We start from the raw sequence: 21,426 nt of genomic DNA, 5'->3' as shown, positions 1-21,426 counted from the left end.
AAAAGACAGGAAAAAGCAGAGGAAAAGGCTGGGTGAAGGGTATTGGGCAAAGCGTGGGTATTGTTCCTGCTGGCGGGACTCGCCGAAATCGGCGGAGGGTATATGGTGTGGCTGTGGCTGCGCGAGTCGAAGCCGCTCTGGTTCGGAATCGCAGGTGGCATCCTTCTCGTCTCGTACGGTATCATCCCTGCCCTGCAGGGCTTTCCTTCCTTTGGCCGGGTCTATGCGGCATACGGCGGCGTCTTCATCGTCATGGCCGTTCTGTGGGGATGGCTCGTCGACCGCAAGACGCCGGATCTGTACGACTGGCTGGGAGCTGCGGTATGTATGGCAGGGGTATCGATCATGCTGTGGGCTCCGCGCGGTTAAAAGCGGATATAGCGGATTTTTACCTTTACCTGGAAATGAATCATCTCCATAATGAGCTTCATAAGCATGCGGGGAACCGCGTTATGGAGGGATTCGAGCATGGAATTCAAAATACGTCCGCTGGTATTGCCGGATGACTACGAAGGCATTGCCGCCGTTTGGAATGAAGAGCTGTCCGAGCCGACGACGGCGGAGAGCCTGGCGGAAGCCGACAGCAAGCTGTATGAGCAAGGACATCTGCATATGAATGCCGACGGACTGCTGGAAGGATATGACCGGTTCCGGAGAGTGGCGGTCAACGATGACGGCCGGATTGCCGGGTATTTATGGACCTGGCGCGCTCCGTGGACAGAGGCTGGCGGCCTGTACCATACCTTGGTCGTATCCAAGGCATTCAGAGGTCTCGGAGTCGGCCGGGCCTTGCTCGGGGAGGCGGCCGCCTGGGCGTCAGCCATCGGGGCAGACCGAATCTACACGGAAGTATGGGATGACGATCTGCGCTCGCTGCGTTTCGCGGAGCAGTCCGGATTCGAGATCGAGCGCCGGTCCTGGCAGTCGGTGCTGGATCTCAATCATGTAGAAGAGGCCGCGGCCCTTGCGGACGGCGCCGTCATCGAGCGGCTCGAGAGCGAAGGGATCCGCTTCGTTTCCTTGGCGGATATGCCGGAGGAGGACAGGGAGCAGCTGCTCTACGAGCTGGAGTCGCCTACCTTCAACGACATTCCGGGGTTTCTTGGAACGCCTCCGGGCTTCGGAGATTGGCAGAAATGGAATTTGCGCGGGGACGGCTATGCGCCGGAGCGGGTGATCCTTGCGCTGGACGGCGATCGGTACGTGGGCGATTGCAATCTGCGTTACTTCGAGGAGACCCGCGGCATGTACCACGAATATACATGCGTGCATCGCGATTATCGGGGGCGCGGCATCGCCCGGGCTCTGAAAATCCTTTCCATCCGCCTCGCCGTGCGGACAGGCGCTCTCTATCTGCGCACAGACAACGACTCCTTGAACGAGCCGATGCTGGCCGTGAACCGGAATCTCGGCTACCGCTCGCTGCGAGGCAAATACCGGATCAAAGGCGACGTCGGCAGCATTGCTGCGGCGAACAGGAAGCTCGATCCCTCGGATCGAGATGCGGAAATATCGAGACTGCAATGAATGAGCTTTCCGGATACGAATCCCTGCAAAAAAATGCGGAATAGCCGGACGGACTCCTTCCGCGATTTCAGTTGAATTCACTTGAACCAAGTCCATGCCCGGTCTAAGGCTCGGGATTTTGGACTTGTTTGTCTTGTTCCGGAACAGGCTCCGATAGTGGGAGATAATGGCCGTCCGGGCCCGCGAAGCATCCGCGAGGCTTTTTTGTGCTACACTAGAGGGAGCAGGAACTGAAGGAGAGATCAGGAATGGACAATCATGAAATCATCTTGACAGCGGAAGGTCTGGCCAAGCTGGAAGCAGAGCTGGAAGACCTTAAGGGACCGCGGCGCAGGGAACTGGCCCAGCGCATAAAGACGGCGATCAGCTACGGCGATCTGAAAGAGAACAGCGAATACCATTCGGCCAAAGACGACCAGGCTTTCATGGAGACGAGAATTCTGCAGCTCCAGGCGATGCTGAAGAAAGCTCGTGTAGCGACCACGACGGATACTTCCTCGATCAATGTCGGTTCGGTTGTGGTCCTTCATGACCGGGAGTTCGATGAGAACGTAGAGTACCGGATCGTATCTCCTGCCGAAGCCGATGTGCTGGAGAACCGGATTTCCTATGAAAGTCCGCTGGGCAAGAACCTGATCCGCAAGCGGGTAGGCGACGTGGTGGAAGTGGATGCGCCCATGGGCAAGATCAGCTACAAGGTGCTTGAAATCAAAACGGTTTAATATCGGATTGTCGACCTTGTCGCAGGCATCAGACAGCAGGCGGGCAAGCGCAGGAACAAAATGCATCATGGCAAGCAGAAGCAGTCCGCGCCTCGACAGCAGGCGGCGGGCTTTTTTTATTGCCCGGGCAATGGCGGTAGCGATGGAAGCTTATGTAAGGTCGGCGGACAATTCCAGATAGGAGCTCCGCAGCCAAGGATGCACGACCCGCAGCTTGTCCCGCTGTTCCCACATGTACGAGAGATAAGCGAAGGCGGCATGAGTAACCGATTGCTCCAGCGCCGGCAGCAGAAGATTCAGATAGGGCGGCTCGCCCGTCTGATCCCACTTGATTTTATCGGCGACAAACACGGCCCGGTCGACAAGCGTGGAGCAAGGACGCAGCGTCGTATGACAGCCTGCGGCATCCAACACGGCGGCATCTCGGATGCCGAACAGATCATGCCCCATCTGCCGGGACAGCTTCTGATGCACAATCATGGGGAAGGCTTCTTCTTCGGGCAGCACGTCAAGGTTCAGCAGGCGCGCGGCTTCAATGCGGGCGTCGTTGGGATAGACGGCGCTGATGTCATGCAGCCAGCCGGCTTGCTCCGCCTGGGACGGATCGCAGCCCGCTGCTTCGGCCAACCGGCGGGCTTCCGTTCCTACGGCCATGCAGTGCACGGCGGTATCTTCCCGGCCGTTGGAGACGAGAAAGGCATAGATATCCTTCCGCAGATCGCCGCTAAGCGGAACCGGCTTCAGAAGTGAATAAGCTTCATTCAAGAGGAATCCTCCTTGGACCGCCCATCAGCGGAAGTAGTCTTCGAAGTCTGTTGTAGCCATACAAAGGAGGGAAGGGAGAGCTTCTGTCGCACGAGCGGCTTCAAGCTCCAACCGCCTACACGTATCGATGTGCCATGTGCTATGCATCTAGCGCGGGACTTGACTATGCGGTCTGAACGGAAGCGGCCGCAAGATGCGGGCGGCAAAAAGACCGGCGCCACCAGGCTCCGGTCTTCGGGATTCAGAAAAACTCAGCCAGCTTCTCCGCGATCGCCGTGTTCGTGGCGGGAGACAGCTGCTGATGCTGCGGCAGATCGAACAGCTTGGCAATCTGGGGCGGGAACGGCTGCTCGATGCCGACGAGGCGGATCGACTCGTCGAACTTGGCCGGGTGGGCCGTGGACAGCGCCACCATCGCCTCGCCGGAAACGGCGAGCCGGTCTGCGGCAGCTACGCCGCATGCCGTATGAGGATCGAGCAGGTAGTCCGTATCGCGATAATACCGGGCGATCGTGTCCAGGCATTCCTGGTTGCCTACCGCATAAGCGGCAAAGTCAGCCTGTACCGCAGCGAGCTTTTCTGCCGGAATGCTCAAGCTGCCCTCTTCCTTGAACTGAGCCATCAGACGCGAGATCGAGGCGGCATCCTCGCCGTAGAGATAGAACAAGTAGCGCTCGAAGTTGCTGGCGACCTGGATATCCATCGAAGGGCTGTAGGTGCCGCGGAACTCTCCGGGCTGATAGACGCCTTCAGCGACGAAGCGGGCGAGAATGTTGTTCTCGTTCGTCGCGAGAATCAGCTTGTCGACGGGCAGGCCCATCCTCTTGGCGAGGTAGCCGGCGAAGATGTCGCCGAAGTTGCCTGTCGGCACGCTGAAGCTGACCGGAGCGATCTCTCCGCGGCGGGCAAGCTGCAGGTAGGCGTAGAAGTAGTAGACCGTTTGCGCCAGGATGCGGGCGATATTGATGGAGTTGATGGCTCTCAGATGGTAGCGGTGCTTGAACTCGACGTCGGCGAACAGTTCCTTGATGATGCGCTGGCCGTCGTCGAAGGTGCCGTCGATCGCGAGATTGAGCACGTTGGCGTCGTCGACGGTCGTCATTTGCAGCTCTTGGACTTTGCTGACCTTGCCGTGAGGGTGGAGGATGCAGATGCGGATGCCCTCCTTGCCGCGCACGCCCTCGATGGCGGAGGCGCCGGTATCGCCGGAGGTCGCGCCGAGAATGTGGATCGTGGAACCCGTACGGCGGGCCACGTAGCTGTAGAGGTTGCCGAGAAACTGGAGAGCGACGTCCTTGAAGGCAAAGGTCGGGCCATGGAACAGCTCCAGCACGTCGAGGCCGTCGCGGATGCGGCGGACCGGCGTGACGGCCTCGTCACGGAACGTCGAGTAGCTGTCCTCGACAAGCGCGCGCAGGTCATTTCTTGGAATCTCGTCTCCGATGTATAAGGCGAACAGCTCCAGCGCCAGCTCCTGGTAGGTGAGCTCCTGCCATTGCTTCAGCGTGTCTGCCGATACCTGCGGAATCTGCGCCGGCAGCAGCAGGCCGCCGTCATCCGCCAGTCCCATCAGAATGGCGTCGATGAAGCCGACTCCGGCAACCTTGCCTCTCGTACTGATGTATTCCATGCCAAGTCCCCTCGTCCGGTTTGAATTTTCCGTTATTGTATCAGAAATTCGCCCGCACACCTACCCCGAAATTGCAATTTCACGTCAGGTTGCGGCCGCTTGAGCCTGTCATTGGATTGATGGCTGCGAGGGCGGATCGGAATATGGCAGCAAAGGAAACAGAGGTACGGAGCCTTCATGAACGGGTGCGGTCAACGGCTGGAGCCGACGGGGGACTCGGTAGTCGAAAAGCCGAGCTGGGTGGGCGTAATGAATGGATGTAAGCTGACGGGATAGCCCATAGTCGAGAAGCCGAGATAATTGGCAGAAGATTGGCTGGCCGGCAGCCGGGCGGACGGCGATGGATGATATAATCAAGCGATAGAGAAGGAGGTGCGGACCATGATCGGAAAACCGGTAAGCAGGGAGTTTTTCAGCCAGCCGACGCTGGAGCTTGCGCAGGCATTGATTGGAATGCTGCTGGTCAAGGAAACGCCGGAGGGCACGGCGGCAGGCTGGATCGTGGAGACGGAGGCATACCGCGGTCCGGGCGACCGCGCGGCGCACAGCTACGGCGGACGCAGGACCAAGCGGACGGAGGTCATGTTCGGCGAACCCGGACATGCCTATGCGCATGTGATGCATACGCACTGCCTGCTCAACGTCGTCAGCGCGGAGCTCGGCAGCCCGGAGGGCGTGCTGATCCGGGCCTTGGAGCCGTGCGCGGGGCTGGAGCTCATGCAGGAGCGGCGCGGCGCGGACAAGAAGCTGCGCGACCTGACGAGCGGGCCCGGCAAGCTGACCAGGGCGCTCGGCATTACGATGGCGGATTACGGCCATCCGATGTTCGAGCCGCCCTTGTACATCGCGGAGGGAAGGGAGAGGGGCATTATCGCGGCCGGCCCCCGGATCGGCATCGACAACAGCGGAGAAGCCCGCGACTATCCGTGGCGGTTCTGGGAGAGCGGCAGTCCGTTCATCAGCCGGTGAAGCAACTATAGTTGTATGGTCTCTCCCAACCTGCACACTTACGATGTAAGCTGGAAAGCTTTGCATGAAAGGGATGGGAGCCGGCCCCGGCCCCCGGCCTGCTCTCGCCGCAAGCCCGACCGACCGGGCACAGAGTGCGTTCATGCTGTTGAGGATGATGGTGCTGCTTCCGTTCATCGAGAGACTGCAGACAGAGCGCAGACAATATTTAAGAGAATTGCAGCGTTGCATGTCTCATGAATAAGAAACTTGCAGCCCTCATCTCCAAAGGCGATCACAGCCCACAGAGTTTGTCAGTCCATATTCTGTCCGAGCTTCTCGATGCGTTCCATCCAAGCGGCCAGGCGATCCGGCGAGGAGTCCTTCATGCCGCCAATGCGAGTGGTGCGCACGGGGGATATGCCGCAGAATTCCAGGGTTCCTTTTTTCATGGCATGAATACCGGCATCCCTTAGTATTGTCTGGTAATACCAAGCGGGGGAGTCCATCGTCACAATCATGCGGCTCGAGCGGCCTTTGAGCAGCTTCTCCCAACTGGAGGAGCCCTCCTTGAATTGATAGGCATATCCTGGCAGCAGGGTTCGATCCAAAAAGCCTTTGAGCACAGCCGGAATCGTAGCCCACCAGACGGGGAAGACCCAGACCAGATGATCCGCGCTCTTCATCAGCTCCCTCGCTTGCAGAAGATCCGGTTCCAGCTCCATCCGCTTGCGGTAGCCATGCCGCAGATTGGGATCAAACTCCATCGATGCGAGGTCCAGCACTTGAACCTCGGCTCCGGCCGCTTCCGCTCCCCGGATGTAAGCGCCAGCCAGTGCGTGGCAAAAGCTCTCCGCATCAGGATGGCCGATGACAACCGCTATTTTTTTCTTCATAAGAAACCTCTCCTTTTGCATTTTCATGGGCAGTCAGCCGAATGTTTCCGCAGCCCGTGTTACAGCAGCGGCTTCTATGCCGCTCCTCCATGCATTCATGGTAAACTATCCACAAAAGGTTTCCAGTGACGCGAAGCGCATCGTTGATGATCATTCGCGCAAAGGGAGGGGAGGCGCACGATGGAGGGAATGACGGTTACGCTGCTGGCGGCTTCCATGCGGGGCATGGCCGGTCGCGGGTACGATACAGCGAGGTTCTGCCGCGAAGCAGGACTGGATTCCCGCGTTCTCCTTCAGGGAGATGCCCGTATCCCGCATGGGGAAATGGTACGGCTGATGGAGGCGGCTAGCCGGTTCACGAGCGATGAGCTGTTCGGGCTTCATCTGGGAAGCGGGATGGAATTCGCGGATCTGGGCATCGCCGGATACGTCATGCAGCATTGCGGCACGATTCGGGAGGCGCTGGCCGCCCTCGGCCGTTACCACGCGATGATTTGCAGCGGGTATGAGCTGGATGAGAAGACAAGAGGGAATATGGCCGTAATCGGATTCCATATTTGGGATCCGTCGATCCCGGAATCCCGCCACTGCAAGGAGGATATGCTCTCTTCCATCTGCCGCGCCTTGTCCAGATTGGCCGGGCGGCCGCTTCTTCCGGCCACCGTCTCCATGAGGCATCAGCCGGCAGCGCCGGTGGAGGCTTATGGGGATGTCTTCGGCGTGATCCCCCGTTTCGGAGCGGAAAGGGATGAGATCGAATATCCGCTGGAGGTGCTCGATTTGCCGGTGCTGGTGGCGGACGAGAAGCTTCGTCTGGCATTCCAGTCTGTGGCGGAACGGGTTCTGGATGATATGCAGGACGGACGCAAGGTCGCCGCACGCGTCTCGCGGCATCTGCTGAACCGTACCGGCGCCGCGCTGCCTTCTCTTTCGGATACCGCCAGAGAACTGGGCATGAGCACGCGCAGCCTCCAGGCCAAGCTGAAGGAAGAGGGAACCAGCTACAACCGGATCGCCGGGGAGCTGCGCAAGGAGCTGGCGGTCCGTTATTTGGCCCGGGAAGAGCACAGCATCGCCGAAGTGGCTTATCTGCTCCATTTTTCCGAGCCGAGCGCCTTCCACAGCGCATTCAAGAAATGGACGGGAATGACTCCCGGCCAATACCGGCATTCCAGGCAGGGCAACTCCGTAGCGAATTGACGTTCTCAAGCAGCAGGCTGCTTGGTGGTCGGAAGGCTGTCGAAGGACATGATGCGTCAAGGCCTTGAACTCCGCAGAAACTGCTTCCCAAAGTCCAGCTTCCTTGCGCATCTCTCCCGGCACGTCTCGTAAAGTCCACTTTCATGCGCGCCTACCGGCACCGTCGCCCATAGTCCAACTTCCACAATTGCAAGTGGATATACGGGATACAAGGGGCAGTCAGGAGGAGCTGGTGAAGTCGGCTGGAATTAGATTAAGGCAGCATTGTCGCGTCTGTGCATCGAATGTGCAAATTGCATGAGGTTGGAGCAGATCTAATGACGAAATGATTTGGATTAGTCTGGCGGGCTGCTTATCGGACATAGGATCCGTTATTTGCGGAGTTGAAGGCGAATCATGCGATTATCGGACATAGGATCCCTTATTTGCTTTCAAGCTATCGATATGAGGGGATTTGTTCACAAATAGCGGATCGTATGTCCGATAGATATCCGAAAATGGGATTTTGGCTAAAATAACGGATCGTATGTCCGATAGGTGTTGAAGACCGGCCTCTCGATCTCCGGAGCGGGCTCCCATCCATCGGGATCGGCACTTGGCGCGTCTTCGCCCGGCAAGGCTGGAGCGGTTGAAAAGCGTGACGCAGAAAATGATCGGGCTTGCCGAGCAAGTCGGCGGCACCTATTACTTGACCTATCAGCTCTTCGCATCGAAGGAGCAGTTCCGCGCGGCATATCCGGCAGCGGACGAATTCAAGGCAGCGAAACTCGCTTACGACAGGGAGTCCTTGTTCATGAACGAATGGTACGCGGAGTATTTGCGATGAGAACCGTCGCGATGCGGTATGTGATGCTTTCCCAGAACGTCATGACGCTCGGCTCGGGCATCGTGTTTCCTTTCTATCTGATCAGCATCAAGGAAATAGGCGGCGATTTCACCCAGTACGGCATCGCCTACGGCTTGTTCACGATCTGCTCCGCCTATCTGAACGGCTATTTCGGCCGGTCATCCGACCGGTTCGGCCGCAAGCCTTTCCTCCTGCTAGGCTCCTGGGGAATGGCGGCTCTCTTCCTTCTCTTCCCCCTGGTCACGAGCATTTGGCAGGTCTATGCGCTGCAGGTGGCGATGGGAGTATTCGGAGCGATGCAGCGGACATGCGAGAAAGCCCTGCTCGCGGATCTCACGGAGGAAGGACGGCGCGGGGAGCAGATCGGTCGCTACCATATGGGCTTGTCGCTGTTCTCGGGCCTGGCGGTCATCGCCGGTGGATTTCTCGTCGATTATTTTACGTTGGATCTCATCTTCTACTTCGGCTCCGTCTTATTGTTCGCCAGCGGGCTGGTGCTCCTGCGGGTGCAGGAGAAGTCGGGCCCGGCCGGAATGGAGACATGACGGATCTTGTCAGATTTAACTCTTGCCAGCATTTTCATAACTCGTATAATCATGGGGATACGGCCCATAAGTTTCTACCGGATGACCAATGCAATCGTCCGACTATGAGTGAGAACGCCTTTTTTTGGTTCTGTCTGCGCGCAGCTTGGCGCCGGACGAGCCAGGCGTATCCAATGACTTGTCTTATCAGGCAGATCTCACTTGAGGGTACCAGCTCAGTGGGGTCTGTTTTTTGTTTTTTTCAAGAGGCCGGATAACAGGAAAAGGGGCGCTGGACGACGATGAAACAGCTGGAAGAACGCATCCGCCGGGAAGGTCAGATCCTCTCGGACAAGGTGCTTAAGGTGGACTCGTTCCTGAACCATCAGGTCGATACGGAGCTGGCGCTGGAGATCGGGCGCGAGTTCGCGCAAATTTTCGCAGACCGGGGAATCACGAAGGTGCTGACGATCGAGGCGAGCGGCATCCAGTTCGCGATGGCAGCGGGCATCGCGCTTGGAGTGCCTTTCGTTTACGCCAAGAAGAAAAAAGCGGTGACGCTCACCGAGAACCTGTACACGGCTCAGGTCCATTCCTTTACCCGCCAGGAAACGTATCAGGTCAGCATTTCCCAAAACTATCTGGGACCAGAGGAGCGCGTCCTGATCGTGGACGATTTCCTCGCGACCGGAGCCGCCCTCGTCGGCCTTGTCGACATCGTCAAGCAGTCCGGCGCTCAGCTGTGCGGAGTCGGCTGCGTCATCGAGAAGAGCTTCCAGGAAGGCCGCGGCCTGCTGGAGGAGCTCGGAGTCGAGGTGCATTCCCTCGCCCGGATCGCATCGATGGCACCTGGACGAGTCACGTATGTCAGCGAGCTTGAAGCCGAGCCTGCTGCAGCCGGCGCCGCCGGAATGGATGGAGCCGGATGCTGAGCCGCCGCAAAACCGTCACTCTCGGCCTTCAGCATGTGCTCGCCATGTATGCCGGCGCCGTCGTCGTTCCTTTGATCGTCGGAGGGGAGCTCGGACTCACGCCGACCCAGATCGCGTATCTGATTGCCGCCGACCTGTTCACCTGCGGCCTTGCCACTCTTCTGCAGGTCATGAAAACGCGGTTCTTCGGCAGCGGCCTCCCGGTCGTGCTCGGCTGCACGTTCACGGCGGTCGGGCCGATGATCGTCATCGGCAAGGAATACGGCCTTGCGACCGTATACGGAGCCATTATCCTGTCCGGCTTGTTCGTTCTGCTCGCCGCGCCGCTGTACGGCAAGCTGCTGCGTTTCTTCCCGACGGTCGTCACCGGATCGGTCGTCACGATCATCGGACTGTCGCTCATCCCTGTCGCGATGAACAACGCCACAGGCGGTCAGGGCGCGCCCGACTTCGGCGCCCCGCGCAACCTGCTGCTGGCGCTGCTCACCCTCGTCGTCATTCTGGTCGTCAGCCGCTTCGCCAAAGGCTTCATGCGCGCCATCGCGGTGCTTGTGGGCCTTGCCGCCGGCACAGCAGCCGCGTATGCGATGGGCATGGTGAGCTTCTCCGGCGTCTGGGACGCTTCCTGGTTCAGCATCGCGCAGCCGTTCTACTTCGGCGCTCCGCATGTGAGCCTCGTTGCTGTCGTGACGATGATTCTCGTCAATATCGTCAGCATGGTGGAATCGACAGGCGTATACCTGGCCGTCGGCAAGACGACCGACCAGCAGGTCGACGAGAAGCAGATCGTGAACGGCCTGCGCTCGGAGGGCGCTGCGATCATGCTGGGAGGCATCTTCAATGCCTTCCCTTATACGGCCTTCTCCCAAAATGTCGGCCTCATTGCGCTGACGAAGGTCAAGAAGCGCAGCGTCATCGTCGCTGCCGGCGCCATCATGGTGCTGCTCGGCCTGCTGCCGAAGCTCGCGGCGCTGACGACCGTCGTGCCCAGCGCCGTGCTGGGCGGCGCCATGATCGTCATGTTCGGCTCCGTCGCGGCTTCCGGCATGGGCATTCTGTCCGAAGTCGATCTGCGCAAGGAAGGCAACCTGATGATTGTCGCGTGCAGCCTGGCTGTAGGTCTCGGTTCCGCTACCGTGCCGGCGATGTTCGGCCAGCTGCCGTCGGAGGCTTCGATGCTTCTGCAGAGCGGCATCGTGACAGGATCGCTGACCGCGATCATCCTGAACATCATGATGACGCGGCGCCAGCGCGACGCAGCGCCGGCCGCTTACCAGGAAGCTTCGTAGAAGCTTTTAGAATTAGAAAGAGGCTGTTCCAAGTCCGCCAAGGACCGGAACAGCCTCTTTTGATTTCATGACGTCTCTTCTATAGATAAGGAGATCAGAAGCGGTTCTTCACATTGTCGCCAAGATTCTCCGCCCGCTCGCGCAGGGTGACGTCGCCGTTCCCGTCGCGGTCGCGGTTCAGCGGCACATGGCCGTCCCGGCGTTCTTCATCGCTGTAGTAACGGGAATCATGCGTGCGGTCCGGCTCCGCATAGCCGTCCGCGGCTCTGTAGCTGCCGTCGACAGGATCGCGGTCGCTTCCCATGATGCGTCCATCCCGGTCGCGGTCCGAGAGACCGGTGCCTGCGACCGGCGATGGGTCGAGGCCGGCTCTGCGGACCGGCTCGCCGTCCGGGTACACGTCGGCTGCAGGGACGGCGCCGTCCGCTCCGACATGCTCGGCCGCCGCAGCCGTTTGGTTGTAGGGCTGAATGTCTCGTTCGTAAGAAGGCGCGTTGATGGAGCCGGTCGAACGGAGCGAATCGTAGATGTCATGGTCCCGTTCGGTGTTGGATTCAACCAGCACCAGAATATTGCCGTCCTGTACATATTCATTGTACATGTTGGCTTCATTCTCCGGAATGCCAAGGCCGATCAAGCCGCCGACGAGTCCGCCTGCTCCGGCACCTACGGCTGCGCCTGTGAGCGCAGCCGCGATCGGTCCGGCCGCAACGATCGGCCCTATGCCCGGAATGGCCAAAGCGCCGATGCCTACAAGCAGGCCGGTAAGGCCGCCGAGTACTCCGCCGCCTGCGGCTCCGGCTGCGACCCCTTCGGGAGCCATCGTTCCGGTTTCCTCCTGGATGGCTGCAACATCGCCCTTGTCTCTTGCCAGAATGGATATATCTTCGCTGTTGACTCCCCGCGCCTTGAGATCCTCGATAGCGCTGATTGCCGCTTCTTCCGTGTCGTATACGCCTACGATTTTTTTGCTCATTTCTTTCGCCTCCTTCAGATTTTAATGCCTTGGAAGTTATATAACCGCTGTCCTTCATGCGTAAACGAGCCGAAATAGTTTCATTCTGGCTCAAAAGGAGTAGATGTTCTACTCCCAAGGGATGCCTTCATCCTCTAGCTGCAGGCACAAAGAGGCCATAGGGAGAAAAGTAGTCTACTCCTTTCATTCTTCTCGATTGGAACTTATTGGGACAACCAGAATTATCCTTAATGGTGACGATTAAGCCGTACTCAAGCCCTATACTGAGTACAGACACCAGGAATAAAGTCCCGGAGACTGAAAGCGGAGGTGAGGATATGAAACGCACGGTTCTGACGGCAGGCATTGCCGCTCTGGCGCTTGCGGCGGCGATTGGTTCGGGAACAGCCAGCGGCGCCTCGGATGCTGGAGCGCAGCTCAAAGCCTGGTACAAGGATGCCTTCTCGCAGAAGGCAGGCTCCCTTCGCTGGGGGCGGGAGGAGCCAGCCGGCGAATCGATCCGAGCCTCTGCTGCAGGTCTTGTCCAGGAGCAGGCGCAAAAGTCTGCTGACGAGCTGGATATGGCTGCAGAGCAAGCCGGCCAGAAAGCTTCCGGCTCCATCGGCGCAAGAATCCGGTCCATGGGCAGCGAACTTGAGAAGGCTGCTGAAGAGCTGCGAGGCGGCGAAGGCGAGGATGGAACGATCCGGCAGAAGTTTCGGGAGGCTGTCCAGTCGCAGACGGAGCAATCCGAAACCGATTTGGAACAGGCGCTGGAGCGGACGCTGGAGCAATGGCAGGGACAGCAGGCATCCGGGAATGAAAGGCCTTGAACGGCCTTGCAAGCCGGGTCAAGAAGATTACATAATCCGTACAACCAAAAACCCATTTAAAAGGAGAGAATCAATCATGGCAATGAAATCCCTGAAATCCCTTAAATCCCTTAAAGGTAAAGTAGCAGTAGGCGTTCTGGCAACGGGTCTTATCGCAGGCATGGGCACGGTGTTCGCGGCAACGGATATCGGTGGACAATTCCAAAGCTGGTACAACACGAACATTACGAAAAACGTATCGGATCCGGTTACGACCAAGGCTTCCTTGAACCTGGGTTCCGAATTGGTGAAATACGGTTTTGATACGATTAAACTGCCGGCCAACTCCAAATCTGCAGTCTTAACGAACCAAAAAGAACAATCCACGACCTCCACAAGCACGATCAACAGCACGAAGAACGACTACGTGAACCAGGTCGAAACAGCCAAAAACAGCCTGTCCAGCCAACTGGAAACCAAGAAGCAGGCCCTGATCAGCCTGAACCAAGGCCTGACCAACGCTGCGGTCGAAGTGACGGAGAAAGGATCTAAAGCCCTTCTTGATGGAGCCGTCAACAAACAAGGCAACGACAGCACGGATCAAGTCAAGAAGGACATCGAGGCAATTCAAAAAGCGGCTACGGATGAGCTTTCCAAGAAAATCCAGGATTCAAAAGCCGATCTGTTGGATCTGATGAGCGCAGCTAAATCGACGGCCGATGCCGAAATCCGCAAAAACCTGGATGCCAAAATCGCAGAACTCCGCAAAACAATCAACGAGTATGCTGCAGCTCTTGTAAAAACCAACAACGAAAAAGTAAACGCGGCTGCAGCTACCGCTACGACCGACGCGCTGAACGCTCTGGATGCCGTAGCCAACAGCATTAAGTAATCAATGCAAGGCGACAGCCGTCAAGGGGATTCCTGGAGTCCCCTTGACGACTTGTTTGCATCCAAGGTGAAGGGAGAGAACAAGCATGAGAAAGCAAAGAAGCTCTAACGCAGCACCGGCGAAAAAATGGATGAACCGGGTTTTGCTTGGAGTTGTGGCTGCAAGCGTGACGGCTGTCGCCTCGCTGGGCGTATCATTCGCCGATGTGGATCTCAAGGAAAAGTTCCGGATCGTAATGGAATCCGATGCGGAGCAGGTCATCGCCAAGATGACGGATGGGATCAGGTCCGAAACGGAAGTCAAGAAGGCCAGCTTGCAGCAAGAACTCCAGGCGAAACTCCAGAGCCAGCACTCCGAATTGCAGGCTTATGCGGATGAGAAGCGCCGTGCCGCCATCGAGGCTATCCAGAATCGCGCGGATGAATTGCTCCGCAGCCGTTCGTTCGCCAATGACGAGCAAAAGCAAGCCTACGTGAGCAGCCTGAATGCCATTGAAGGCAGGGCGATTGCGGACCTGAACGCCATTACCCTCAGCGATCCGCAGCCGTCAGCTTCACCGCCGCCTGTCTCCGAAGTGGTCTATGGTTCAGACCTGCCGTAACGACTCCTATATGAGGGAAAGAAGGTCAAGCGTATGAATCGGGAGAACGTACAACTAGAAGCAGCGCTTGATGGCGAATCAAATTCGGTCGGCACATCCGCATCCGATATTGGGGAGACTTTGACCGCAGGGGCAGACAAACCGTGCCGCAGATCCGAAGTGATGGGCTGGGTACGCTACATCATTCTGCTTGGACTTGGCTTGTTCATCCTGACCCATACCGTGGGTCTGGATCGTGTCTCCGGGCATTCGATGGCTCCCACGCTCGGAAGCGGCAATATTATTCTATTGAATAAAGTTTCAACCTACTTCTCCAAGCCGGATCGTGGGGATGTGGTCGTTGTGGATAGCGGAACCCTCGGCTACAGCATCGTCAAACGCGTCATCGGGACGGAAGGCGATACAGTAGCGATCCGTGCGGGAATCGTTTACGTGAACGGGCAGGCGCTCCCTGAGCTTTACACGACGGGAGAGTCGATGGATATAGACGAGACCAGGGTGGCTCCCGGCAGTCTCTTCGTGCTCGGGGACAACCGCGAGCCGGGAGAGAGCCTCGACAGCCGCAGTCCAGAGCTGGGACAGGTTCCGGTCAAGGAAGTTCAGGGTTACGCGCTCATGAGCCTGCTTCCATGGAAATCCATTTCTAAACCTCTGGAAGGATTATGAGAGAATAAAAGACCGTCCGGAATTCCGGACGGTCTTAAGCGAAGATGGGGGACGTCAGACGATGTTCTGGAACATGGAGTTCTGATGGTAGAACAGAGCGGCTTTGGTCCGGTCGGTCAGCTCCAGCTTCGACAGCACCTGACTGACATGCTTCTTGACGGTATATTCGGTTACGACCAGACGAGAAGCGATCTCCTTGTTGGATAGCCCTTCGCTGAGCATCTGCAGGACTTCAAGCTCCTTGGGCGTCAAGTTATGCGAATTCTCTGCCGGCTTGTCGGTCAGACGGGATTCCAGAAGCTCGACGTCGTAGTACTTGCGTCCGCGGTGGATCATCCGCACCGAATGGATCAATTCTTCGGGCAGCGCCTCCTTGAGCACGAGACCTTCGATGCCGAGGTCAAGCGCCTGTTGAAGCTCGGCCGGACGCATAGAGGACGTCAGGTACATGAAGCGGCAGGAAGCTCCCGCTTGCTTGAGCTTGCCGATGACATCCAGGCCGCTCTGCTGGTTGATCCGGTTGTTCATGATGCATAGATCCGGCTGCAGACTCTGGATATGAGCAAGCGCTTCCTTGCGGTCGGAGGCTTCGCCGATGACTTCGATGGATTCTTCGCCGGACAGGATGGAAGTGAGTCCTCTGCGGACCAGCTGATAGGGATCGACAACCAATACACGTATGGACATCGTACCTGCAGGGCCCCTCTCTTTGATCAATATATATGGGGTGAAATGAAATCGATCCGAAATGTAACATGCTTCAGTAGTAAAAACAATTGGAGCGGCCTTCTATAGTATACAGTTTCTTACAAACGCTATCAATAAAAAAAGACCGGTATATTCAGCTGAACAGCGCTGGATATACCGGTCTTTGCCGTTCAGCTATTCCATTCGTTCACGGCTTCGGCTGCGATCCGGTATGATTTCAGCCTGGCCTCTTGATCGTAGATTTGGCCGGCAATGATGAATTCATCCGCTCCGGTCTCTTGTTGAATTTCCGGAAGACGGGTTTTGATCGTCTCCGCCGTTCCGACGATCGAGTAGCGGAGAGTACTGGCGAGAACCGCCTTCTCCTGTTCCGACCACAATCCGTCCATGCTGTCCACTGGCGGCTTCAGCATGCCCGTGCGTCCGCGTACGATGTTCAGGAACTGCTGCTGCTGGGAGGTGGCCAGATAAGCCGCCTGGGCTTCGGAATCCGCGGCCACGATATTGACGGCCACCATGGCATACGGCTTGTCCAGGTGACGAGATGGCTTGAAGCTGCTGCGATATAGATGGAGCGCCGGGATCAGATAATCCGGAGCGAAGTGGCTGGCGAACGAGAACGGCAGGCCGAGCTCTCCGGCCAGCTGGGCGCTGAAGCCGCTGGATCCGAGCAGCCAGATCGGAATGTCGAGCCCTTCGCCGGGAACGGCACGCACGCCGGGAGCGGCCTGTGCCTAGAGACGGATCGAAGTAGCCGCGAAGCTCGCTGAGCAGCTCAGGGAAGTCCTGGCCGCCGGCCGTCAGGCCTCGGCGCAGCGCGCGGGATGCCGGCTGATCGGAGCCCGGCGCGCGGCCGAGGCCGAGATCGATCCGGCCGGGGTAGAGCGATTCCAGCGTGCCGAATTGCTCGGCGATCTGGAGCGGGGCATGGTTCGGGAGCATGATGCCTCCGGAGCCGACGCGGATGCGGCTCGTGCCTCCCGCGACATGCCCGATCACCAGCGAGGTGGCCGAGCTGGACACGCCGGGCATGTTGTGATGCTCCGCCAGCCAGTAGCGGGTATAGCCGAGCTCTTCGGCGTGGCGCGCCAGCTCGAGCGTGCGGCGGAACGACTCGGCGGGAGTGGAGCCCTCCACGACCGGGGCAAGATCCAGCACCGAGATCGGAATGTGTTTATGGTCAGATGCAGTCATCATACATCCTCCTTTGGGGAGCGTTGATCAGGGACGGAAGTCCCTGTTTACTTATTATTCGTGATCAGGTTTCAAAAAGCAAGTGAAGCGGTCGGATATGGAGATAGAAAAAACAACCCTGCATGGATGGGTTTTAGGCGTCTATTTTTTTGAATGGGAGACTTATTTTCGTCGGTTTAATCGCTTCTTTTTTTGTTGAAAACTGTCATAAATTTGCGAAATTTGTCGATCAAGTTTAATATACCAGTGAGTGTAAATAAAAAATAGTGTTACTAACTTTATCGGGGGGTTAAAGAGGATGAAAATCCGGACCAATCTTTTGCTAGGCTTCTCCGTTGTGCTTGCGCTTACTCTTTTGGTCGGAGCCTTGAGCTGGAATCAGCTCAACTCGCTCCACCGAACGTATCAATCCCTCATTCAGGACCGGGTCGGAACAATACTGCTGATCAAAGATCTGAAATATTTGGCGGCAAGCGAGGCGAAAAACGTCCGCGGCTATCTGATTACGGAACAAAAAGCGTCCTTCGACGCTTACGAGGCCGATCGGCAGTCCTTCGCCACAGGGATGGAGGCGCTCAAGGGCAGCTTGAAGCAGGAGAAATCCAAGGAGCTTGCAAGCAAGCTGGAGCGGCTGGAGAACGAGTATGCCGGCATCGTTGCGACGATAGCCGGCTATAAGCAAAGAGGCGATACGGCAGGATATATCCAGTTGGTCGAGGAGCAATGCATCCCTATGGCGCTCAAGCTGTCGGCTGCGGCGGAGGAGCTGGAGCTCTTCCAGCAAAGCCAGCTTGCGCAATCTCAAGCAGAGGCGGGGGCGCAAGTGGCCGACGTGCAGAAGGTGCTGGCCGCGGCGATCGTGCTCGCGCTGCTCCTCGGAGCTGCGGCGGCTATTGTTATTTCAAGACGGATCTCTCGTCCGGTGGACGAGGCCGCAGGGGCCGCGCAGCGAATCGCAGAGGGGGACTTGACCGGAGATGACCTGCCTCCTGCCTCGATCCAGGAGCTTGACGTTTTGACCGGCGCCGTGAACGGCATGAAGAAGCAGCTGAGCCAGCTCCTCCGAACCATCGATCAAAATGCCGGAGAGCTTGCGGTTTCATCCCGCCAGCTGGCAGGTGCATCGGCATTAGCGGCCTCCAAATCAGAGCGTATCTTTCTATCGGTCCACGCTATCGCGGAATCCGCCTCCGCTCAACGGGAGCGGATGAATGAAAGCCGGACCGCCATGGAGGAAAGCGCCTTGAGCCTGCAGCGTGTAGCCGAAGCGGCATCCATTACGTCGGAATCCTCCGAACAGGCTCTGCAGCAGGCCGACATGGGGAGCCGCCTGATGTCGGAAACAATGGGAAGAATGAAGGAGATCCAAACCGTCATGGAAGGAGCCGCTGAAACCGTCGGAAATCTGGTCGAACAGTCCGCCCGGATCAAGGAGATGGCCGCCTTTATTCACGATGTGGCTTCCCAGACGAATCTTCTCTCCTTGAATGCTTCCATAGAGGCCGCACGGGCGGGGGAGAGCGGAAGAGGATTTGCCGTCGTCGCCCAAGAGGTCAAGAAGCTGTCGGAAGAAACGAGGGAAGCTTCGGCCCGCATCTCCGAATTCGTGTTCGGCATCTCGCAGCATGCGGACCGGGCGGTCCAAGCGGTGAATAGAGGAATGGAGGAAGTCATGCTGGGGTCGGAGAGCATCGGAAATACCGAATTATCATTCCGTTCTGTGGCTCATTCCATCACGACCGTAGCTCAGCAAGCCCAGGAGGTATCCGCCTCCACGGAGGAATTGTCGGCTTCCATGGCGCAGATGCTGGCCTCAAGCGACGAGCTGCTGTCGCTTGCTTCCACGATTGCCGATCATTCCGGATCATCGGCCCATGAATGCAGCGCACAGATGGCATCGATGCAAGACATATCCGGTTCTGCGGAATCTTTGCAGGCGATAGCGGCGCTGCTTCAGGAGAAGCTGGATGCCTTCCATGTCGAAGAAGAGGCCATGCGTTCGACCGTCGATGCGCCGCAGCCTGTGGTCCATGCCATCTCCGCCCTTTGATCCGTTTGCTTCTCGGTTCCATCCCGCTCCTGCAAGCGTGATTGGCCCGGAATAGCGGAGGGTAAGAAAAAGTGCTAATGTTCAGCTGATCTTTCAGCGTGCGAAGCACCTTCCAACCCCTTAAGGAGGAGATACGAAGAATGAGCCAAGACCCGAAGCAGACCGCAGCCGGAACGAGCAAGGACGAGCAGCTTGCGCAGCATACCGTCGACAACGACGGGCAGAAGCTCACGACGAATCAAGGCCTGCATGTGGCGGAGGACGAGCATTCCCTGAAGGCCGGCGTGCGCGGCCCGACCTTGATGGAGGATTTCCATTTCCGGGAGAAAATGACGCATTTCGACCATGAGCGCATTCCGGAGCGCATCGTCCATGCCAGAGGCTTCGGCGCCCATGGCTACTTCCAGGTGTACAAGCCGATGGCGGAGCTGACGGAAGCCGGCTTCCTGCAGGATCCGTCGGCCAAGACGCCGGTATTCGTCCGCTTCTCTACGGTAGCGGGTTCGCGCGGCTCGGCGGATACGGTCCGCGACGTGCGCGGCTTCGCCGTGAAATTCTACACCGAGGAAGGCAACTTCGATCTCGTCGGCAACAATATGCCGGTCTTCTTCATCCAGGATGCGATGAAGTTTCCTGATTTCATCCATGCGGTGAAGCCGGAGCCTCACAATGAGATTCCGCAAGCCCAGTCGGCGCATGATACGTTCTGGGATTTCGTCATCAACAACACCGAGACCGCCCATATGATCATGTGGGCGATGTCCGACCGGTCGCTGCCGCGCAGCTTCGGCATGATGGAGGGCTTCGGCGTCCATACGTTCCGCCTCGTCAACGCCGAGGGCAAGGCGCGCTTCGTCAAGTTCCACTGGAAGCCGGTGCTCGGCACCCATTCCCTCGTCTGGGACGAGGTTCAGAAGCTCGCCGGCAAGGACCCGGACTTCAACCGCCGCGATCTGTACGACGCGATCGAGGCCGGCAGGTATCCGGAGTTCGAGTTCGGCATCCAGGTGCTTGAGGAAGAGGACGAGTTCAAGTTCGACTTCGACATTCTCGATCCGACCAAGCTGTGGCCTGAGGAGCTCGTGCCCGTGCAGCGCATCGGCAAATTGACCCTTAACCGCAATACGGACAATTTCTTTGCGGAAACGGAGCAAATCGCCTTCCATCCGGGACATCTCGTCAAGGGCATCGATTTCTCCAACGATCCGCTGCTGCAAGGAAGGCTGTTCTCGTACACGGATACGCAGCTGTCCCGTCTCGGCGGTCCGAACTTCCACGAACTTCCGATCAACCGTCCGATGTGTCCGGTCCACAACAACCAGCGCGACGGCATGCACCGGATGACGATCAACCGCGGTCCGGTCGCTTATCACAAGAACGGCATCGCCGGAGGCTCGCCGCATCCGACCGAGGACGGCTACAAGCATTACCAGGAGAAGGTCGACGGCCGCGTCACGCGCGAGCGCAGCGACAGCTTCAAGGATCATTACAGCCAGGCCACCCTGTTCTGGAACAGCATGTCCGAGGTGGAGAAGCAGCATATCATCTCCGCCTTCAGCTTCGAGCTCGGACATGTGAAGGACAAGAGCATCCGCCAGGGCGTCGTGGACATGTTCGCGCAAGTAAGCGGCAAGCTCGCTGCGTCCGTCGCGGCCAACATCGGAGCGCAGCCTCCGGCCGACCTGAACGGAGGCTCGGAAGTGAAAGCATCCTCGCCGGCCCTCAGCATCATGAATACGGTCAAGTCGGCGAAAAACCGCAAGGTGGCGATTGTTGTCGCGGACGGCTTCCGCGGCGCGGAGACGGCGGAGCTGGCCGCTGCCTTGACGGCGGCCGGAGCGCTGCCGGAATACCTCAGCTCGATTCTCGGCATGGTAAGCGGAGACGACGGCAGCGAGGTTGAAGCGGCGCACAGCTTCCTGACGAGCGACTCGGTGCTCTTCGACGCCGTATTCGTCGCCGGCGGCGCAGCGAGCCTCGCGATGCTGAAGTCGAATCCGAAGCTGCCGGACTTCCTGAAGGAAGCGTTCCAGCACTTCAAGGCGATCGGCTTCGGCAGCCCGGAAGATGCCGCGGAGCTGCTGCAGCTGGCCGGATTGAAGGCGCAAGCAGGCGATCCGGGCATCGTGAGCGCAGAAGGTTCGGCAGAGGCCTTCGTCGAAGCGGTCGCGGCGCACCGTCACTGGGCGCGCAAAATGTAGGTTGTCTTTTCCATTTCCAAAAAGGGTATGACCAAGCATTACTTGGTCATACCCTTTTTTCAAGCCG

Annotated in this window: 20 protein-coding genes, 1 pseudogene and 1 riboswitch; of the genes and pseudogenes, 15 read left to right on the top strand and 6 right to left on the bottom strand. The window is 58.2% G+C overall.

Going from position 1 to position 21,426, the window contains the following annotated elements; all coding sequences use genetic code 11:
- The first annotated feature begins 42 nt into the window (after nucleotides 1-42).
- The 3 genes from AC06G8_RS21900 (at nucleotide 43) to greA (ending at nucleotide 2,249) form a co-directional block, all read left to right on the top strand.
- Nucleotides 43-369, top strand: coding sequence for a YnfA family protein (locus tag AC06G8_RS21900; RefSeq protein WP_447663247.1), 327 nt, complete (start codon nucleotides 43-45; stop codon nucleotides 367-369).
- A gap of 99 nt (nucleotides 370-468) precedes the next feature.
- Nucleotides 469-1,527 carry a GNAT family N-acetyltransferase gene (locus AC06G8_RS21895; protein WP_447663246.1) on the top strand — a complete coding sequence of 353 codons (1,059 nt, stop codon included), beginning with the start codon at nucleotides 469-471 and terminating at the stop codon, nucleotides 1,525-1,527.
- A gap of 248 nt (nucleotides 1,528-1,775) precedes the next feature.
- Nucleotides 1,776-2,249: a transcription elongation factor GreA gene (gene greA / locus AC06G8_RS21890; protein ID WP_447663245.1), complete on the top strand. Its 474-nt coding sequence runs from the start codon at nucleotides 1,776-1,778 to the stop codon at nucleotides 2,247-2,249.
- A 150-nt stretch (nucleotides 2,250-2,399) separates the two neighbouring features.
- On the opposite strand, the gene AC06G8_RS21885 is transcribed toward greA, so the two are convergent.
- Both AC06G8_RS21885 and thrC read right to left on the bottom strand, forming a co-directional pair.
- Nucleotides 2,400-3,014 carry an HD domain-containing protein gene (locus AC06G8_RS21885; RefSeq protein ID WP_480283954.1) on the bottom strand — a complete coding sequence of 205 codons (615 nt, stop codon included), beginning with the start codon at nucleotides 3,012-3,014 and terminating at the stop codon, nucleotides 2,400-2,402.
- Nucleotides 3,015-3,255: 241 nt separating this feature from the next.
- Complete coding sequence (gene thrC, locus AC06G8_RS21880; protein ID WP_480283953.1) at nucleotides 3,256-4,644, bottom strand: threonine synthase; 1,389 nt, start codon at nucleotides 4,642-4,644, stop codon at nucleotides 3,256-3,258.
- A gap of 381 nt (nucleotides 4,645-5,025) precedes the next feature.
- Between thrC and AC06G8_RS21875 the strand changes: the two genes are divergently transcribed.
- Nucleotides 5,026-5,613 carry a DNA-3-methyladenine glycosylase gene (locus AC06G8_RS21875; RefSeq protein ID WP_480283952.1) on the top strand — a complete coding sequence of 196 codons (588 nt, stop codon included), beginning with the start codon at nucleotides 5,026-5,028 and terminating at the stop codon, nucleotides 5,611-5,613.
- Between the two features lie 293 nt (nucleotides 5,614-5,906).
- Here AC06G8_RS21875 and AC06G8_RS21870 read toward each other — a convergent pair whose 3' ends face one another.
- On the bottom strand, nucleotides 5,907-6,488 hold the full coding sequence (locus AC06G8_RS21870; protein ID WP_480283951.1) for an NAD(P)H-dependent oxidoreductase: 582 nt from the start codon (nucleotides 6,486-6,488) through the stop codon (nucleotides 5,907-5,909).
- Nucleotides 6,489-6,668: 180 nt separating this feature from the next.
- On the opposite strand from AC06G8_RS21870, the gene AC06G8_RS21865 reads away from it, so the two are divergent.
- The 5 genes from AC06G8_RS21865 to AC06G8_RS21845 all read left to right on the top strand — a co-directional run bounded on the left by AC06G8_RS21865 (nucleotide 6,669) and on the right by AC06G8_RS21845 (nucleotide 11,280).
- Nucleotides 6,669-7,688: an AraC family transcriptional regulator gene (locus AC06G8_RS21865; protein WP_480283950.1), complete on the top strand. Its 1,020-nt coding sequence runs from the start codon at nucleotides 6,669-6,671 to the stop codon at nucleotides 7,686-7,688.
- 637 nt (nucleotides 7,689-8,325) lie between these two features.
- Entirely contained in the window at nucleotides 8,326-8,514 is a 189-nt protein-coding gene (locus tag AC06G8_RS21860) for a hypothetical protein (protein WP_480283949.1), read from the top strand.
- Nucleotides 8,511-9,080, top strand: coding sequence for an MFS transporter (locus AC06G8_RS21855; RefSeq protein ID WP_447663238.1), 570 nt, complete (start codon nucleotides 8,511-8,513; stop codon nucleotides 9,078-9,080). Before AC06G8_RS21860 ends, AC06G8_RS21855 begins: the two co-directional genes overlap by 4 nt.
- Before the next feature lie 21 nt (nucleotides 9,081-9,101).
- A riboswitch (purine riboswitch) is annotated at nucleotides 9,102-9,205 on the top strand.
- 156 nt (nucleotides 9,206-9,361) lie between these two features.
- Nucleotides 9,362-9,991, top strand: coding sequence for a xanthine phosphoribosyltransferase (locus tag AC06G8_RS21850; RefSeq protein WP_480283948.1), 630 nt, complete (start codon nucleotides 9,362-9,364; stop codon nucleotides 9,989-9,991).
- Nucleotides 9,985-11,280 carry a nucleobase:cation symporter-2 family protein gene (locus tag AC06G8_RS21845; protein WP_480283947.1) on the top strand — a complete coding sequence of 432 codons (1,296 nt, stop codon included), beginning with the start codon at nucleotides 9,985-9,987 and terminating at the stop codon, nucleotides 11,278-11,280. Before AC06G8_RS21850 ends, AC06G8_RS21845 begins: the two co-directional genes overlap by 7 nt.
- A gap of 94 nt (nucleotides 11,281-11,374) precedes the next feature.
- Here the strand turns inward: AC06G8_RS21845 and AC06G8_RS21840 are convergent, their stop codons facing one another.
- The gene (locus AC06G8_RS21840) at nucleotides 11,375-12,256 is read right to left on the bottom strand and encodes a general stress protein (protein ID WP_480283946.1); all 882 of its coding nucleotides are present in this window, start codon (nucleotides 12,254-12,256) and stop codon (nucleotides 11,375-11,377) included.
- 317 nt (nucleotides 12,257-12,573) lie between these two features.
- Between AC06G8_RS21840 and AC06G8_RS21835 the strand changes: the two genes are divergently transcribed.
- The 4 genes from AC06G8_RS21835 to lepB all read left to right on the top strand — a co-directional run bounded on the left by AC06G8_RS21835 (nucleotide 12,574) and on the right by lepB (nucleotide 15,206).
- Nucleotides 12,574-13,068, top strand: a complete 495-nt coding sequence (locus tag AC06G8_RS21835) for a hypothetical protein (protein WP_480283945.1) — start codon at nucleotides 12,574-12,576, stop codon at nucleotides 13,066-13,068.
- Nucleotides 13,055-13,939: a hypothetical protein gene (locus AC06G8_RS21830; protein ID WP_480283944.1), complete on the top strand. Its 885-nt coding sequence runs from the start codon at nucleotides 13,055-13,057 to the stop codon at nucleotides 13,937-13,939. The genes AC06G8_RS21835 and AC06G8_RS21830 overlap by 14 nt, the downstream gene beginning before the upstream one ends.
- 85 nt (nucleotides 13,940-14,024) lie before the next feature.
- Nucleotides 14,025-14,540 carry a hypothetical protein gene (locus AC06G8_RS21825; RefSeq protein ID WP_480283943.1) on the top strand — a complete coding sequence of 172 codons (516 nt, stop codon included), beginning with the start codon at nucleotides 14,025-14,027 and terminating at the stop codon, nucleotides 14,538-14,540.
- A gap of 33 nt (nucleotides 14,541-14,573) precedes the next feature.
- Nucleotides 14,574-15,206 (top strand): signal peptidase I, encoded by a 633-nt coding sequence (gene lepB / locus AC06G8_RS21820; RefSeq protein ID WP_480283942.1) that lies wholly within the window; start codon nucleotides 14,574-14,576, stop codon nucleotides 15,204-15,206.
- A 54-nt stretch (nucleotides 15,207-15,260) separates the two neighbouring features.
- Here the strand turns inward: lepB and AC06G8_RS21815 are convergent, their stop codons facing one another.
- Complete coding sequence (locus AC06G8_RS21815; RefSeq protein ID WP_447663230.1) at nucleotides 15,261-15,893, bottom strand: response regulator; 633 nt, start codon at nucleotides 15,891-15,893, stop codon at nucleotides 15,261-15,263.
- 191 nt (nucleotides 15,894-16,084) lie between these two features.
- A pseudogene (locus tag AC06G8_RS21810) lies at nucleotides 16,085-17,108 on the bottom strand (LLM class flavin-dependent oxidoreductase).
- Nucleotides 17,109-17,406: 298 nt separating this feature from the next.
- On the opposite strand from AC06G8_RS21810, the gene AC06G8_RS21805 reads away from it, so the two are divergent.
- Both AC06G8_RS21805 and AC06G8_RS21800 read left to right on the top strand, forming a co-directional pair.
- Nucleotides 17,407-19,158 (top strand): methyl-accepting chemotaxis protein, encoded by a 1,752-nt coding sequence (locus AC06G8_RS21805; protein WP_480283941.1) that lies wholly within the window; start codon nucleotides 17,407-17,409, stop codon nucleotides 19,156-19,158.
- Between the two features lie 140 nt (nucleotides 19,159-19,298).
- Nucleotides 19,299-21,359 carry a catalase gene (locus tag AC06G8_RS21800; protein ID WP_480283940.1) on the top strand — a complete coding sequence of 687 codons (2,061 nt, stop codon included), beginning with the start codon at nucleotides 19,299-19,301 and terminating at the stop codon, nucleotides 21,357-21,359.
- The last annotated feature ends 67 nt before the right edge of the window (nucleotides 21,360-21,426 follow it).

Source organism: Paenibacillus sp. SJS-P3 (genome assembly GCF_056711585.1).
Note: the sequence above shows the minus strand (reverse complement) of the source record. Positions and strands in the feature narration are given on the sequence as shown.